This window comes from Streptosporangium sp. NPDC002721 (assembly GCF_042888905.1).
Classification (GTDB): domain Bacteria; phylum Actinomycetota; class Actinomycetes; order Streptosporangiales; family Streptosporangiaceae; genus Streptosporangium.
In genome coordinates this window covers 126657-141472 of the sequence record NZ_JBIAQI010000001.1, presented here as the reverse complement: position 1 = coordinate 141472, position 14816 = coordinate 126657, and the positions used below count along the sequence as shown (strand labels likewise).

Genomic DNA, 14816 nt, shown 5'->3' with positions numbered 1-14816 from the left:
CTCTCCCGGCTCTCCCCGGTGATCGGGACGCGCGACCGCGTCCCGATCACCGGGGCGGCTTCTCGGGGACCGTCGCTTCTCGGGGACCGCCGGGAGGTACGGAACAGTAACCTTCAGGACGGGCGGACCCCGGCCGATCGCCAGGGCGGCGGAGCTCCCGGCCCGTCCTCGCCGGGGGCTCGGGGCAGGGGATCCGGACACGCCCGGTGACCGCGAAAGCGCGGAGCGCGGGCTCTCAGGGCGTGAGGTGGCGAACCTCGACCGTCAAGAAGTGCGGAATCCGGGGGACTCGACAGGCGACGCGGGCCGCTCCCGCATCGGGAGTGACCCTCGTCGTCACAGGGGGATCCTTCAGGAGAGGCCGCCGCGGACGGCGGACCCCGCCGGGCTAGCGCTCGTCGTGGCGACGGCGCCAGCGCTCCTCCATGCGTTCCATGAAGCTCTGGCGGGAGCCCGCACGGCGCCCGCCCTTGCCTCGCGGCTGATCGGCGGGCGTGGCCGCGTTGGCCTCACCGAACCCGTTCATCCGCTTCCAGCTGGACAGGCCCCACAGACACGCGGCGAGCATGACCACGAAACCGCCGACGCCGAGCGGGATGCCGAGCGGGACGTTGTTGATCACGACGCCGACCATCAGCAGGACGACGCCCAGGATGAAGCCGACGAGGGCCTTCACCAGGCGGCGCCTGTAATGGCTGCGAGGATCACTGATCCTGACGGTATTGGCCCACTTCGGGTCCTCGGCGTAGAGGGCCTGCTCGATCTGGTCGAGCAAGCGCTGCTCGTGCTCAGAGAGCGGCACGGCGCCTCCCAAGGACAGCCCCAGGACGGGGAAGACGGTGACGGACGACACGGGGTGTCCGAACCTCGCGGTCGGTTATCCCCAGAATACGAGGCTGTAGACGTAGACGAAAGAAAACGTCCAACGTAGTCCAAACCGGAGGCGGATTCATGGATCTATTCCATCAAACGGAGGGCGAACAAGGGAGGCCGGGAGGACGGCATCCTGACCGAATCTGCGGACCGCCCTGTCCATCGCCTGCTCGGCCTCCCGCCAGCCCGTCTCGCGCTCTCCGAGACCGAGTTGGCGGGTCGCCCCGGCGGCCGGGCTGAGGTTCTCCACCCGCACGCCGACCAGCCTCAGATGGACGTTTTCCAGGCCGGACGCGGCGTAGAGGGCGCAGGAGACGTCGTACAGGATCTTGGCGACGTCGGTGGGCTCGCGCAGGCTGCGGGACCGGGACAGGGTGGTGAAGTCGGCGCGGCGGAGCTTGACGCTGACCGTGCGGCCGACGCTGCCGCCCTTCCTGAGCCTGGCGGCGACCCGCTCCGAGAGCCGCAGCAGCTCCCTGCGGATCTCCGCCGGGTCGGCGATGTCTGTGGCGAAAGTCTCTTCCGCGCCGATGCTCTTGTCGGGGACGTCGGGGGTCACCGGGCGCTCGTCGCGCCCCCAGGCGAGCGCCGCCAGGTGCGCGCCCGCCGCCTGGCCCAGCTCCCGCTGGAGCGTGTCCACCGGGGTCCGGGCGAGGTCGCCGACGGTCTTGACGCCGAGGCGGGCCAGGGACCGCTCGGTGCGCTCCCCGACGCCCCACAGGGCCGCCACGGGGAGCGGGTGCAGGAAGTCGACCACCCGGTCGGCGGGCACCACGAACAGGCCGTCGGGCTTGCAGTGCTGAGAGGCGAGCTTCGCCACGAACTTGCTGCTGGCGACCCCGACGGAGCAGGTGATGCCCTGCTCGCGCTCGACCTGCTCGCGGATCATCCGGGCGATCGCCGCCGGAGGCCCGAGACGCTTGCGGGCGCCGCCGACGTCGAGGAACGCCTCGTCGGAGGCGATCGGCTCGACCTCGGGGGTGAAGGTCTGGAAGATCTCCATGACGCGCCGGGAGACCTCCGCGTACTTGCCCCGGCTGGGCGGGATGATCACCGCCTGGGGGCAGAGCCTTCGGGCCCGGGTCATGGGCATGGCCGAGTGCACCCCGAACCTCCGGGCCTCGTAGGTGGCGCTGAGCACCACCCCGCGCGCCCCGGGCGCGCCGATGATGACGGGGGTGCCCCGGAGATCGGGACGGTCGCGCAGCTCGACGCCGGCGTAGAAGGCGTCCATGTCGACGTGGAGGATCGGGCAGCCGGTGTCGTCCGCCCCCAGATCGGCGCCCGGGCGCGGCACCTGCTGCTTTCTCGACACGACGCCATCCTACGGGAACAGGCGTTCGACGCGGCGTTCACCGGTGGCCAAGCACGTGCAGTTGGGTCGCGATGTCGCGGAGCACCGGGTGCGCCGCCGCCGCCTGCTCCAGGGCGACCAGGGCGCGGGCGGCTCCGGGCTCGCCGTCGAGCAGCCTGCTGGGCACCAGGTCGGCGAAGACCCGCACGCCGTGGACCTCGCCGGGGGCGAAGCCCGTCACGGCCAGCAGGCGCTCCAGGGCCTCGCGGGTGAAGCGCCTGGGCGTGGGGTCGCGGTCGCCCCAGCGGCCCTCGGGGTCGTCCAGGACCTGGCGGGCCTCGTCGAACCTTCCGGCGATGGAGCGGTGGAGCGCGGCGGCCAGCGGGTTGGCGGCGAGGACGCTGATCACGCCGCCCTCGCGCAGCAGGCCGGCCATGGCCTTCACCGCGCCGGCCGGATCCTCCACGTACTCCAGCACGCTGTGGCAGAGCACCAGGTCGGCGCCGCCGGTGGGGAGCAGCTCCTCCAGGTCCGCGGCGTCGCCCTGCAGGGCGCGGACCTCGACCCCCGCCTCCGCCGCGCGACGCTCCAGCGCGGCGAGCGAGTCGGGACTGGAGTCGACGACCGTCACGGCGTGCCCGAGGTCCGCCAGGGGGACGGCGAAACCGCCCGTGCCACCCCCGGCGTCGACGATGTCGAGCCGCTCACGGCCTGTCGCGGCCACCCGCTCGGCCAGCACGGCACTCAGGACGTCCCATACGACCGCCGTGCGGACCGCGGGCGTGCCCGCCTGCCGTGAGATGCCTACGGCGTGCAACTTCAGATCGCCTCCTCGTAGGTTGACGTCCTCCGCGGCCCGAGAGCCCCGGATTCAAGCACCTGGGTGCCGGTCGGATCCGCGGGTTCGCGGCTCGGCGGCCGGGTCTCCCCGAAGCCGGTCCGCGCGGACACGGCACGCCCCGCCGCGTCCGAAACCACAGGTCCCGCCCGGCCGCCGCGGGACACCCCAACCCTAACGGGTTGAACCGACAGGGCGAGAAGGCTTTCCTCCTTGCCCGAAGGACAGGGCATTTGCCCCGAATGTCCAGCGACAAGCCCAGCCTACGTCGCGCATCCCCCGGCGCGGCCCAAGGGCCATCCATACTCGTACTTGATCCAGTCTTTTTCCCGGCGCGGACCGATCCCGCGGGCAAGCCAGGAGGAAAGCGGACGTCTCCGGCGGAGACCCGCCGGGGGAGGTCCGCCGGGGCGCGAAGGTCCGTCAGGGCGGGGAGGTCCGCCGGGGCGGGGAGACCGGGAGACCGGGACCCCGGGCTCCCCGTGCGGGCGGCCTAGAGCGCCAGGGAGGGCTTGAGCTGCTTGAAACGGGCCATCAGGCCGTTGACGAACTGCGGCGACTCGTCGGTCGACAGCTCCGAGGCCAGGCTGACCCACTCGCTGATGACGACGCCCTCGGGGACGTCGGGCATCCACAGCAGCTCGTAGGTGCCCCCGCGCAGGAGGTTGCGGTCGACCGCCGGCATGCGGTCGAGCGTCCAGCCCTCGGAGTAGGTGGTGATCAGCTCGTCGATGCGCGCCCGGTGCCTGCACACGCCCTCGACGATCGTCGTGGTGTACTCGTTCACGGGCGGCTCGGCCCGCTGGAGGCGCTCGGCGAGGACGCTGAGCGGGTCCTCGCCACGCGCCTCGGCCTCGAAGAGGATGTCCAGCGCGCGCCTGCGCGCCTTACCCCGTGCCGACATCAGGCGCGGCCGAGATAATCGCCGGTGCGGGTGTCGACCTTGACCTTCTCGCCTGTGGTGATGAAGAGCGGCACCTTGATCTCGGCGCCGGTCTCCAGCTTGGCGGGCTTGGTGCCGCCGGTGGAGCGGTCGCCCTGGAGGCCGGGCTCGGTCTCGGCGACGATCAGCTCGACGGCCGCGGGCAGGTCGACGTACAGGACGTTGCCCTCGTTGATCGCCACGGTGGCGAGCATGTTCTCCAGCAGGTAGTTGGCCGAGTCGCCGACCGCCACCCGGGTGACGTGGAGCATGTCGTAGTTCTCGGTGTCCATGAAGACGTAGTCGTCACCGTCCATGTAGGAGAACTGCATCTCGCGCTTGTCGACGTTGGCCACCTCGACCTTGACGCCCGCGTTGAAGGTCTTGTCGACGACCTTGCCCGATAGCACGTTCTTGAGCTTGGTACGGACGAACGCGCCGCCCTTGCCGGGCTTGACGTGCTGGAACTCCACGACGGCCCAGAGCTCACCGCCGTCGAGCTTGAGCACCAGGCCGTTCTTGAGGTCGTTCGTCGTCGCCACTAGTCTCTCCTGCGTACGGCCGCTCTTAAAGGACGAGCAGCTCTTTGGTCGTCCGTGTGAGAAGTTCCGGCCCGCCATCGCGCACCACGAGCGTGTCCTCGATGCGGACGCCGCCCCTGCCGGGAAGGTAAACCCCAGGTTCGACGGTTACCGGAACTCGATCCTCAAGTCTAGCGTGCCCATGGTCGCGCTCCGGCTTTCGTGAAGATCGTTCCGGCTCCGGGGGGTTCTCCGGCCTCCTCGCGGACAGGAACGGCTCCTCGTGGATCTGCAGCCCGACGCCGTGGCCGAGGCCGTGCTTGAAGAACTCCCCGTAGCCCGCCTGCCCGATCAGGCCCCGGGCGGCGGCGTCCACCTCGTGCAGCGCCGCGCCGGGCAGCGCGGCCAGGGTGCCCGCGCGCTGGGCCGCCCGGACCAGGTCGTACAGCTCGCGCTGCCACCCGGCGGGCTCGCCGATCGCCACGGTCCTGGTCATGTCGGCGTGGTAGCCCCGGTACAGCGCCCCGAAGTCCATGGTGACCAGGTCCCCGCGCTCCAGCGGCCGGTCCGAGGGCGAGTGGTGCGGGATCGCGCCGTTGGGCCCGCTCGCGACGATCGAGTCGAAGGCGAGGCCGTCCGCGCCCAGGTCGACCATGCGGCGCTCCAGCGCCCTGGCGACCTCCTTCTCGGTCAGCCCGGGACGCAGCTCGGGCAGGACCTCGGCGAAGGCGCGGTCGGTGAGCTCGCACGCGGTACGGATGAGGTCGAGCTCGTCGTCGTCCTTGACCATGCGCACCGACTCCACCACCTTGGACAGGCGCGGGAGGTCCCCGCCCAGCCGGAAGTAGCCGGCGACGGACATGTGGTCGGCCTCGACACCCGTCCGGCCGCTCCGCGGCAGCAGGGCCCCGGCGACGTCGCTCTCCTCGATCACCTCGATGCCGGCGCAGACGCGCCGGGCGGCGCCGATGTAGCGGGAGTCGGTGGCCAGCGTGGCGGTGGCGTCGGCCCTGACCAGGACGGCCGCGTTGGAGCTGGCCAGGCCGGTCAGGTAGCGCACGTTCACGCCGCCGGTGACCAGGATCGCGTCCGCCTCGTGAGCGGGCAGCAGGGCCGCGAGGGTCGCGCGGCGGCGGGTGTGGGTGGCGGTCATGGCACGCATGCTATTAACCGTTTTGACCGGATGTCTCCACACCGGCCGCGCCGGTCCCGCCGCCCTCCCGCGTGGTCGTGTACGTGCTCGTCCTCGCCGGGTGCCCGGCATCCGGCGAGGCGGGGAGGGCGGGTCAGGAGGCGAGTTCCCTGACCTTCTCGATGAGCCGGACGCGCTCCTCGTGCGTGGCGGCCAGCGGGGCGACGTTGACGGTCGTGACGCCCGACTCGCGCATGGCCTGCAGGCGCTCGCGGACGTGCCCCTCGGGGCCGATCAGGGACATCTTCTCCAGCAGCTCGTGCGGCACGAGCGCGGCGGCCTCGTCCTTCTTGCCCTCCAGGTAGAGGTTCTGGATCTGCTCGGCCTCCTTCTCGTAGCCGTACCTGCGGGCGAGGTCGTTGTAGAAGTTCTTGCCCTTGGCGCCCATGCCGCCGATGTAGAGGGCGGCCATCGGGCGGCCGAGCTCCAGCCAGCCCGAGACGTCGTCGCCGATGGCCAGCGTGGCCTGGGCGATCACGTCCAGCTCGCCCAGCGCCGGGTCCCGCCTGGCCTTGCCCGCCGCCAGGGAGGCGCCCCAGACGTCGGCGGCCTTCTCCGGCACGTAGAAGATCGGCTCCCAGCCCTCGGCCAGCTCGGCGGAGAGCTCGACGTTCTTGGGCCCGATGGCGGCGATCACGACGGGGATGCGGTCGCGGACCGGGTGGTTGATGAGCTTCAGCGGCTTGCCCAGGCCGGTCCCCTGGCCGGCGGCGAGCGGGACGGTGTAGTGGCTGCCCTCGTAGGTCAGGCGCTCGCGCCGCCAGACCTGACGGCAGATCTCGATGACCTCGCGGGTGCGGCCGAGCGGCGCGGTGTACGGGACGCCGTGGAAGCCCTCGATGACCTGCGGGCCCGAGGCGCCCAGGCCGAGGGTGAAACGGCCGTCGGAGACGTAGTCCAGGCCCGCGGCGGTCATGGCCAGCAGGGCGGGGGTGCGGGAGTAGATGGGCAGGATGCCGGAGGCGATCTGCAGCCTCTCGGTCCTGGCGGCGATGTAGCCCAGCTGGCTGACCGCGTCGAAGCTGTAGGCCTCGGCGACGAAGACGATGTCGAGACCGGCCTTCTCGTAGTCGGCCAGCTCGGCCACCGTCTCCTTGAAGCCCCCCGAGTAGTTCAGGGCCATACCGATGCGCATCGTGAGATCGTCCTTCCGCGGTGCCAACTAAACCGAATGTTGTTCCGTTGTCTCGGCAACAAAGGTTATCGACTCACCGCCGAAGCACCAAGCCCCGCGCCGCCGCCGCCGGGCCGGTAGCCTACGCATTCCGGGGTAGGGGATCCCCGGCGGGGCGGGCGTTCCAGGGGCGGGTGACCGCCGGACGATGGGCGAGGAGCGGTGTGCTGAGGCAGTCGATCGTCGTGACGGCGGGAGCGCTGGCCCTCACGCTCGGGGGGCATCGGCTCCTTCCCGAGCTGGGCGGCTTCACTCCCGTGCTGGAGAGCCTGCTCCCCTGGCTCGGGGTCGCCGTACCCATCCTGCTGGTCTGCGCGCTGGCCACCCGCTCGTGGCAGGTGATCGTCGCGGCGCTGGTCCCGGCGACCGTGTGGGGCCTCATGTTCGGCCCGACGCTGCTGCGCAGCCCGCCGGGCGGGCCCAGCGACCTGTCGGTCGCCACGCTCAACGTCGGCGCGACCAACGCCGACTCGGCCGACGCCATCCGGTCCGTCTCCAGGGGCCGCGACCTGGTCGCGGTGCAGGAGCTGACCGCCGGCGGCCCGGCGGCGAAGGTCCTCGACGACCGCTTCCCCCACCGCTACCGGATCGCCACGGTCGGCCTGTGGAGCCGCTTCCCGATCGCCGAGGCGCGCAAGGCCGACATCGGCCTCGACTGGGCACGGGCGCTGCGCGCGGTGGTCGTGACCCCCAAGGGCAGGGTGACCGTGTACGTCATGCACCTCGCCTCCGCGCGCCCCGGCCAGACCGCCCAGCGCGACGAGACCCTCGCCCACGCCCGCAAGATGATCGACAGGGACGACAGCGAGCACCTGCTGCTGCTCGGCGACCTCAACACCGCCACCACCGACCGCAAGCGCTCCGGCCTGGTGCCGCCGCTGTCGGACGCCCAGCAGGAGGCCGGTACGGGCTTCGGCTTCACCTGGCCCGCGTCCTTCCCCGTCACCCGGCCCGACCACATCCTCTACCGCGGCATGGTCGCCACCCGGGCGGGCGTCGAACGGGCCGCGGGCAGCGACCACCGCGCCGCCGTCGCCTCACTGCGCCTGGCCTCCCAGGCCCCCTGAGCGCCCGGCCGGTCCGAAAGCCCGGAGGGCTCGCTCTTGAGGGCGGCTCGGGAGCCGGACCCGCTCAGGTGGCCAGGTCCGAGCGGGCCCTTAGTGCCGACAGGTCGGCCGGGGTGTCGATGTCGGCGGGGTCGGCGACGTCGTCGCAGGGCACCGCGACCACCAGCTCGGGGTGGGCCCTCAGGAACGGGCGGGCACCGGCGTCGCCGGTCGCGAGCCGGGCGACCTCCTCGAAGTGCTCCCTGGCGATCAGCACCGGGTTCCGCCGCGCGCCGCCGTAGGTGGCGACGGCGACCGAGGCACCTTTCGCCGCCGCGCCGATGAGCCGCCGCACCGCCCGCGGGCCGACGAACGGCTGGTCCACCAGGGCGATCACCACGTGCTCGGCGGTCGCGGGAAGCGCGTCAAGGCCGGCCCTGAGCGAGGAGGCCATCCCCGAGTCCCACTCCGGGTTGTGGACGGTCACCGCTCCCCGCACGCCCACGGCGGCCGCGCCGAGCACCACGACCACGGGACGGCAGCCGCCCTCGCGCAGCGCCCTGACCCCCCGGTCCACCAGCCGCTCCCCGTGGAACTCCACCAGCGCCTTGGGAGTGCCGAGCCGCGAGCCGGACCCGGCGGCCAGCAGCAGCCCGGCGCTCGCCCGGCCGCCACCGGCCACCGGGGCCGCGAGGACCTCCGCCGCGCCCCCCTCGGTGTCTCCCGCCGACGTCCCTGAACTGCCGTCCGCCCGCTCTCCCGGCCTGTCCCCTGCCCGCTCTGCCGTCCTCTCCCCCGAGCTGTCCCTCGCCGGTGGCCCGGACTCCGCGTTCACGCGCCGGGCCCCTCGCCGTGGATCCTGCCGGAACCGTCGGTCAGCGGGCGGCCGGAGCCGCCCCAGCGCAGCTGGATCAGCTCGGCGGCGATGGAGATCGCCGTCTCCTCCGGCGTACGGGCGCCCAGGTCCAGCCCGATCGGCGAGCGGAGCCTCTTCAGCTCGGCCTCCCCCAGCCCCGCCTGGGCGAGGCGGGCCAGCCGATCCTCGTGCGTGCGGCGCGAGCCCATCGCGCCGACGTAGCCCGCCGGGGTGCGCAGGGCGACCTCAAGGAGGGGGACGTCGAACTTGGGGTCGTGGGTGAGCACGCAGATCGCGGTCCGCTCGTCCACGACGGTCGAGGTGAGATAGTCGTGCGGCCACTTGACGATCACCTCGTCGGCCTCGGGGAAGCGCTTGGCCGTGGCGAAGACCGGCCGGGCGTCGCACACGACCACGTGGTAGCCGAGGAACTTGCCGACCCTGGCGACCGCGGCGGCGAAGTCGATCGCGCCGAAGACCAGCATCCGGGGCGGCGGCGCGAAGGACTGCACGAAGACCGACAGCTCGTCGAGCCGCCGCTGCCCCCGCGCCCCGTACCTGCGCACGCCCGTCAGGCCCTGTGCCAGCATGCCCCGGACGTCGTCGTCCACCGCGTCGTCCAGCCGGGTCACGCCCAGGGAGCCCGAGGAGCGGTCCGGCCAGATGACCCGGCGGGTGCCGATCACCCCCGGCCCCGACAGGACGGTCGCCACCGCCACCGGCTCGCGCCGCCGCACCGAGGCGGCGACCTCCCCCAGCTCGGGGAAGGTCTCCTTCGAGACGGGCTCGACGAGGATGTCCAGGATGCCGCCGCAGGTCAGGCCGACGGAGAAGGCCTCGTCGTCGCTCACGCCGTACCGCTGCAGGACGGGCGCGCCCGAGGAGACCACCTCCCTGGCCAGCTCGTAGACGGCGCCCTCGACGCAGCCGCCGGAGACGCTGCCCTCGGCCTCCTCGCCGAGCACCGCCATGGACGCCCCCGGCGGGCGGGGCGCGCTGCGGAAGGTGTCGACCACGGTGGCCAGGCCGAACGTCTCCCCGGCCTCCCACCACCTCAGGATCTGTGACAACACGTCACGCATGCGCGCCTCCCAGCAACGTCGCCAGTTCCTCGTACGCGGCCAGGCTGTGCCCGGCCACGAAGTCGTCGATGTGGGGAAGCGCGGCCCGCATCCCGGCGGTGAGCGGCTCGTAGCCCTCCCTGCCCTTGTGCGGGTTCACCCAGATCACCCGGTGGGCCGTCCGGGACAGCCGGGCCATCTCCGCTCCCAGCAGCGAGACGTCGCCGCGCTCCCACCCGTCGGAGGCGATCACCACCACCGCTCCCGCCGCGTCGTTCAGCGCCAGGAACCGCCGCAGCTCCTCCCCCAGGCGGGTGCCGCCGCTCCAGTCGGGGATGGCCCGGGAGACGGCGTCCATCGCGGCCGCCGGGTCGCGCCGGCGCAGCTCGGCGGTGAGCCGGGTGAGCCGGGTGCCCGCGCTGAACACCTCGGTGGCCCCCGGCTCCGACCTGACCAGCGCGTGGGCGAGGCGGAGCAGCGTGTCCGCGTACGGGGTCATGGAACCGCTGACGTCGATCAGCAGCACGACCCTGCGCGGCCTGGTCCGGTGCGTGCGGTAGCGGAGCCCGGCGGTCTCCCCGCCCCTGCGCAGGGTCTCGCGGATGGTCGCCCTGCCGTCCAGCCGCCCTCGGCGGGCGGGCCGGAACCGCCGCGACGCGCGCCGCTCCCGGCCCGCCCGCAGCAGGGCGAGCAGCCGGTGCGCCTCGGCGAGCTCCGCCGCCGTCATCGCGGCCACGTCCCGGGTGCGCAGCACCTCCGTCGCGCTCGCGGTCGCCGCGAGGGCCGGGGGCTCGCCGCTCTCGCCCCGGCCGGCGCGTGCCCCCGGCCGCGCCGGCGCGTACCGGGTGACGGTGGTCGCGGACGCCCGCGCGCGGCCCGCGCGCAGCCCCCCGAAGTAGGCGCGGAAGACCCGGTCGTAGCGGGGCAGGTCGTCGGCCGAGGCGCACAGCGTGACCCGGCCCGCCCAGTAGACGTCGTCGGGCCTGGAGGCGTCCAGGTGGGACAGCGCGCGCAGCAGGTTCTGGGTCCGCTCGTGGTCGGCGGGCACCCCGGCGGCGCGCAGGGTCCTGGCGAAGCCGGTCAGCACCGCCACCAGGTCCTCCCCGGCCTCTGCCGGGGAGGTCGCGGGGGAACCTCCCGCCTCGGCGACGGGAGGCCCTGCGGCGGCGGGGGGCCCTGCGGCGAAGGGAGGGCCGTCAGCGCCGGGACGCACCGAAGAATCCGTTCCCGAGCACCGTCTCGTGGTCCTCCCTGTGCTTGAGCAGGGCGCCCAGCGAGGCGGCCGCCAGGTCGGGGTCGAGCTCGCGGGCGCCGAGGGCGAGGAGCGCCTCGGTCCAGTCGAGGGTCTCGGCGATCCCCGGCGGTTTGATCAGATCGGCCTCGCGCAGCCGTCCCGTCGCCGTGGCCACCTGCTCGGCCAGGCTTCCCGAGCACTCCGGGAGCCGCCTGCGCAGGATCGCCACCTCCCGCTCGAAGGAGGGGTGCTCCAGCCAGTGGTAGAGGCAGCGCCGCTTCAGCGCGTCGTGCACCTCGCGGGTGCGGTTGGAGGTGAGCACGACCACCGGCGGCCGCGCGGCGCGGATCGTGCCGAGCTCGGGGACGGAGATCGCGAAGTCCGACAGCACCTCCAGCAGGATCGCCTCGAACTCCACGTCGGCCCGGTCGACCTCGTCGATGAGCAGCACCGCGGGCTGGGTCTCGATCGCCTTCAGCAGCGGCCTGGCGATCAGGAACCTCCGGTCGTAGACCTCGCCCTCCAGCCGGGCGGCGTCGGTGACACCGCCCGCCTCCGCGGCCTTCAGGTGCAGGAGCTGGCGGGCGAAGTCCCAGTCGTAGAGCGCCTGGGAGGCGTCGAGGCCCTCGTAGCACTGCAGGCGGATCAGCGGCGCCCCGAGCACCTCCGCCAGGGTCCTGGCCAGCTCCGTCTTGCCGACCCCCGCCTCGCCCTCGAGCAGCAGCGGGCGGCCCATCCGCAGCGCGAGGAAGGCCGCCGTGGCGAGCCCCGTGCCGGCCAGGTACGACCGCTCGTCGAGCAGCTCCGCCAGCCGCGCGGGCGACTCCACGTCAGATGTCTCGATTGTCCGCCTCACCACCACCTCAGGCTACGCCCGGCGACCGGGTTCCCGCATGATCACACCACCCCCGGATCCGGCGTATCCCGGGAACCGGGCGACGGCCTCCCACCGGCGGGCTGCTGCCGATCCCCGCGAAGAAGTATTGTCACCCCCTGTGAAGAACCTGCTCGACCAGATCAACACCCCGTCCAGGGTCGTCGTGATGGCGTTCCTCGCGGTGGTCGTCACCGGTACGGGGCTGCTCTCGCTGCCGGTCGCGGTCGAGGGGGGCCAGAGCGCCTCGTGGACGTCGGCCCTGTTCACCGCCACCTCCGCGGTGTGCGTGACCGGGCTCGCCGTGCACGACACCGCGGCGCACTGGTCGTTCTTCGGCGAGGTGGTGCTCCTGGTGCTGATGCAGATCGGCGGCTTCGGGATCATGACGCTCTCCTCGATCCTCGCGATAGTCGTCTCCGGCAAGCTCGGCCTGCGCGCCCGCCTCAACACCCAGGCCGAGACCAAGACCCTCGGTCCCGGCGACGTACGACAGGTGATCGTGGGGGTCGCCAAGGTCACGCTGATCGCCGAGGCGCTGACCGCCACGGTGCTCGCCGCCCGCTTCGTGATCGGGTACGGGGAACCGGTCGGCCGCGCCGCCTATTACGGGATTTTTCATGCGATCTCGGCATTCACCAATGCCGGGTTCGCGCTCTGGCCGGACAGCATGACGAGGTTCGTCACCGACCCGTGGATCTGCCTCCCGCTCATCATGGCGGTGGTCGCCGGAGGTCTCGGCTTCCCCGTCTACGCCGTGCTGCGGCAGAACTGGCGCCGCCCGTCGCGCTGGACGCTGCACGCCAAGATCACGCTGGGCATGACCGCCGCCCTGCTGTTCGGCGGGGCGGTGGCCATCACCGTCACCGAGTGGAACAACCCCGGCACGATGGGCGGGCTCTCCCCCGGGCTGCGGGTCATGGCCGGGTTCTTCCACAGCGCGATGACCCGCAGCGGCGGCCTGAACTCCGTGGACACCTCCCAGATGAGCGAGAGCTCCTGGCTGATCAGCGACGTGCTGATGTTCATCGGGGCGGGCAGCGCGAGCACCGGGGGCGGCATCAAGGTGACGACGTTCGCGCTCCTCGGGTTCGTGATCCTGGCCGAGCTGCGCGGCGAGCCCGACGTCTCGGCGGGCCGCCGCCGCGTTCCCGAGCATCTGCAGCGGCAGGCGCTGACGATCGCCCTGCTGAGTGTGGCGTCGGTCGCCGTGGGCACGTTCGCGTTGATGACGGTGACCCCGTTCAAACTGGACCGCGTACTCTTCGAGGTGATCTCGGCCTTCGGCACGGTGGGGCTGTCGACCGGGATCACCGCCGACGTCGGCACCGCGGGACACCTGATCCTGACCCTCCTGATGTTCGTCGGGCGGCTCGGCCCGGTGACCCTGGGCGCCGCGCTGGCGCTGCACGTCCAGACCCGTCGGTTCCGATACCCGGAGGAGCGTCCCCTCGTTGGTTGACAAGAGAAACCGCGGCGACGCGGTCGTGGTGATCGGCCTCGGCCGGTTCGGCGGCGCGCTCGCGGTGGAGCTGGCGGGCCGCGACGTCGAGGTGCTCGGCGTCGACAGCGACCCCAAGAACGTGCAGCAGTTCTCCGGACGGCTCACCCACGTGGTGTGCGCCGACTCCACCGATCCCGACGCGCTCGACCAGCTGGGCATCGGGGAGTTCGGCCGGGCCGTGGTCGGCATCGGCACCGACATCGAGGCGAGCATCCTGACCACCTCGATCCTGGCCGACCTGGGGGTGGCCGACATCTGGGCCAAGTCGATCAGCCTGCAGCACAGCCGGATCCTGCAGCGGGTCGGCGCGCACCACGTGGTGCAGCCCGAGCACGACATGGGCGAGCGGGTCGCGCACCTGGTCACCGGGCGGATGCTCGACTACGTGGAGGTCGACGAGGACTACGCCATGATCAAGACCATGGCGCCCAGGTGGGCCGACGGCAAGAGCCTGGCCAGCCTGGGCGTCCGCAGCAAGTACGGGGTCACCGTGGTGGGGATCAAGAACCCCGGCGGCAGGTTCACGTACGCCACCTCCGGCACGGTGATCCACAGCGGTGACACCCTGCTCGTGGCGGGCGAGACCGACAAGGTCGAGCGCTTCGCCGAGGAGACCTGAGCGAGACCTGACCAGGACCCGAGCTCGGGATCCGGGCCCGGCCTCTCGGAGGCGGCGCGGCTCCCGGCGTGGTAGGCGAGGGCCTTATCAGGTGATCGGGGCCCTGTCAGGGTTAGGTGAAGACGCCGACTCAGGTGAAGACGCCGACTCAGGCGAAGGCGGCGCGGCTCCCGGCGGGTGGGGCGAAGGCGCCGTCCGGCGAAAGTCCCGTGCGGTTCTCCGCGGGGCGGGCGACCGGGCCCGGCCCTTTACGGCGGCTCAGCCGGTCTCCGGTGCCTCGCCGCGCTCCTTGATGAGGGCGGCGAGCTCGCGGACCTGGCGGACGGTACGGTCCTTCTCCGACCCCTGCAGGCCCATCGCCCCGATCGTGGCCCCGTCGGTGAAGTCGATCTTCGCCCAGGGCTCGTGGTCGACCAGGGTGACCCCGAGCACCTCCGGCCACTCGTAGCGGAACACCCGCACCGGGTTGACGACGGTGATCCCCTCCTCGTCGGCCTCCACCCGGACCCGTCCCAGCAGGTGCAGGACCCCGGCGACCAGCCCGCCCAGCCCGACCATCGCGATCCTGTCGGCCAGGGTGAACGGCTCGGCCAGGAAGATCGCCATCAGCACCGCGCCGAGCATGATCAGGCCCGCGAAGCCGTAGGCCGCGATCCTTCCCTTCCTGGGCCGCCACACGACGGGCAGCTGGGGCGGGGAGACGCTCTCCGGGCTCACTCTCAGATCACGATCCTTCGGGAAAACCACCGGTCGGAACGGCTGTGACGGCTGGTCACGGCCGGCCACGGTGCCGATTCACGGCGCCGAG

At 72.5% G+C, this 14816-nt stretch carries 15 protein-coding genes; 3 read left to right on the top strand and 12 right to left on the bottom strand.

Annotated features, from left to right (window positions below; translation table 11 throughout):
- Positions 1 to 388 precede the first annotated feature (388 nt).
- From ACFYWM_RS00630 to ACFYWM_RS00600, 7 genes are all read right to left on the bottom strand, one after another.
- The gene (locus ACFYWM_RS00630) at positions 389 to 802 is read right to left on the bottom strand and encodes a DUF3040 domain-containing protein (RefSeq protein WP_362870367.1); all 414 of its coding nucleotides are present in this window, start codon (positions 800 to 802) and stop codon (positions 389 to 391) included.
- Positions 803 to 949: 147 nt separating this feature from the next.
- Entirely contained in the window at positions 950 to 2188 is a 1239-nt protein-coding gene (locus ACFYWM_RS00625; protein WP_389906899.1) for a DNA polymerase IV, read from the bottom strand.
- A gap of 37 nt (positions 2189 to 2225) precedes the next feature.
- Positions 2226 to 2984: a class I SAM-dependent methyltransferase gene (locus tag ACFYWM_RS00620; protein WP_389906897.1), complete on the bottom strand. Its 759-nt coding sequence runs from the start codon at positions 2982 to 2984 to the stop codon at positions 2226 to 2228.
- 514 nt (positions 2985 to 3498) lie between these two features.
- A complete protein-coding gene (gene nusB, locus ACFYWM_RS00615) occupies positions 3499 to 3909 on the bottom strand; it encodes a transcription antitermination factor NusB (RefSeq protein WP_344747379.1) in 411 nt (136 codons plus the stop codon).
- A complete protein-coding gene (gene efp / locus ACFYWM_RS00610; protein ID WP_362676412.1) occupies positions 3909 to 4469 on the bottom strand; it encodes an elongation factor P in 561 nt (186 codons plus the stop codon). Before efp ends, nusB begins: the two co-directional genes overlap by 1 nt.
- A 25-nt stretch (positions 4470 to 4494) precedes the next feature.
- The gene (locus tag ACFYWM_RS00605) at positions 4495 to 5601 is read right to left on the bottom strand and encodes a M24 family metallopeptidase (protein ID WP_389906894.1); all 1107 of its coding nucleotides are present in this window, start codon (positions 5599 to 5601) and stop codon (positions 4495 to 4497) included.
- A gap of 133 nt (positions 5602 to 5734) precedes the next feature.
- The gene (locus ACFYWM_RS00600; RefSeq protein ID WP_389906892.1) at positions 5735 to 6775 is read right to left on the bottom strand and encodes an LLM class F420-dependent oxidoreductase; all 1041 of its coding nucleotides are present in this window, start codon (positions 6773 to 6775) and stop codon (positions 5735 to 5737) included.
- A 203-nt stretch (positions 6776 to 6978) separates the two neighbouring features.
- Between ACFYWM_RS00600 and ACFYWM_RS00595 the strand changes: the two genes are divergently transcribed.
- Positions 6979 to 7881 (top strand): endonuclease/exonuclease/phosphatase family protein, encoded by a 903-nt coding sequence (locus tag ACFYWM_RS00595; RefSeq protein ID WP_389906890.1) that lies wholly within the window; start codon positions 6979 to 6981, stop codon positions 7879 to 7881.
- 64 nt (positions 7882 to 7945) lie between these two features.
- On the opposite strand, the gene ACFYWM_RS00590 is transcribed toward ACFYWM_RS00595, so the two are convergent.
- The 4 genes from ACFYWM_RS00590 to ACFYWM_RS00575 form a co-directional block, all read right to left on the bottom strand.
- A complete protein-coding gene (locus tag ACFYWM_RS00590) occupies positions 7946 to 8542 on the bottom strand; it encodes an NTP transferase domain-containing protein (RefSeq protein WP_389907507.1) in 597 nt (198 codons plus the stop codon).
- A gap of 149 nt (positions 8543 to 8691) precedes the next feature.
- Positions 8692 to 9798: an XdhC family protein gene (locus ACFYWM_RS00585; protein WP_389906888.1), complete on the bottom strand. Its 1107-nt coding sequence runs from the start codon at positions 9796 to 9798 to the stop codon at positions 8692 to 8694.
- Positions 9791 to 10990 (bottom strand): VWA domain-containing protein, encoded by a 1200-nt coding sequence (locus ACFYWM_RS00580; RefSeq protein WP_389906886.1) that lies wholly within the window; start codon positions 10988 to 10990, stop codon positions 9791 to 9793. Before ACFYWM_RS00580 ends, ACFYWM_RS00585 begins: the two co-directional genes overlap by 8 nt.
- On the bottom strand, positions 10974 to 11870 hold the full coding sequence (locus ACFYWM_RS00575; RefSeq protein ID WP_389906884.1) for an AAA family ATPase: 897 nt from the start codon (positions 11868 to 11870) through the stop codon (positions 10974 to 10976). Before ACFYWM_RS00575 ends, ACFYWM_RS00580 begins: the two co-directional genes overlap by 17 nt.
- Positions 11871 to 12006: 136 nt before the next feature.
- Here ACFYWM_RS00575 and ACFYWM_RS00570 point away from each other — a divergent pair, with 136 nt between their 5' ends.
- Together ACFYWM_RS00570 and ACFYWM_RS00565 are read left to right on the top strand one after the other, a co-directional pair.
- A complete protein-coding gene (locus ACFYWM_RS00570) occupies positions 12007 to 13347 on the top strand; it encodes a TrkH family potassium uptake protein (protein WP_389906882.1) in 1341 nt (446 codons plus the stop codon).
- On the top strand, positions 13340 to 14008 hold the full coding sequence (locus ACFYWM_RS00565) for a potassium channel family protein (RefSeq protein ID WP_389906880.1): 669 nt from the start codon (positions 13340 to 13342) through the stop codon (positions 14006 to 14008). The genes ACFYWM_RS00570 and ACFYWM_RS00565 overlap by 8 nt, the downstream gene beginning before the upstream one ends.
- Positions 14009 to 14266: 258 nt before the next feature.
- Here the strand turns inward: ACFYWM_RS00565 and ACFYWM_RS00560 are convergent, their stop codons facing one another.
- Entirely contained in the window at positions 14267 to 14725 is a 459-nt protein-coding gene (locus ACFYWM_RS00560; RefSeq protein WP_389906878.1) for a PH domain-containing protein, read from the bottom strand.
- Positions 14726 to 14816 lie beyond the last annotated feature (91 nt).

Bases quoted from the DNA above. Each gene is read 5' to 3' on its own strand.
- nusB (WP_344747379.1), bottom strand. From the start codon at position 3,909: ATGTCGGCACGGGGTAAGGCGCGCAGGCGCGCGCTGGACATCCTCTTC.
- ACFYWM_RS00605 (WP_389906894.1), bottom strand. From the start codon at position 5,601: ATGACCGCCACCCACACCCGCCGCCGCGCGACCCTCGCGGCCCTGCTG.
- ACFYWM_RS00600 (WP_389906892.1), bottom strand. From the start codon at position 6,775: ATGCGCATCGGTATGGCCCTGAACTACTCGGGGGGCTTCAAGGAGACG.
- ACFYWM_RS00585 (WP_389906888.1), bottom strand. From the start codon at position 9,798: ATGCGTGACGTGTTGTCACAGATCCTGAGGTGGTGGGAGGCCGGGGAG.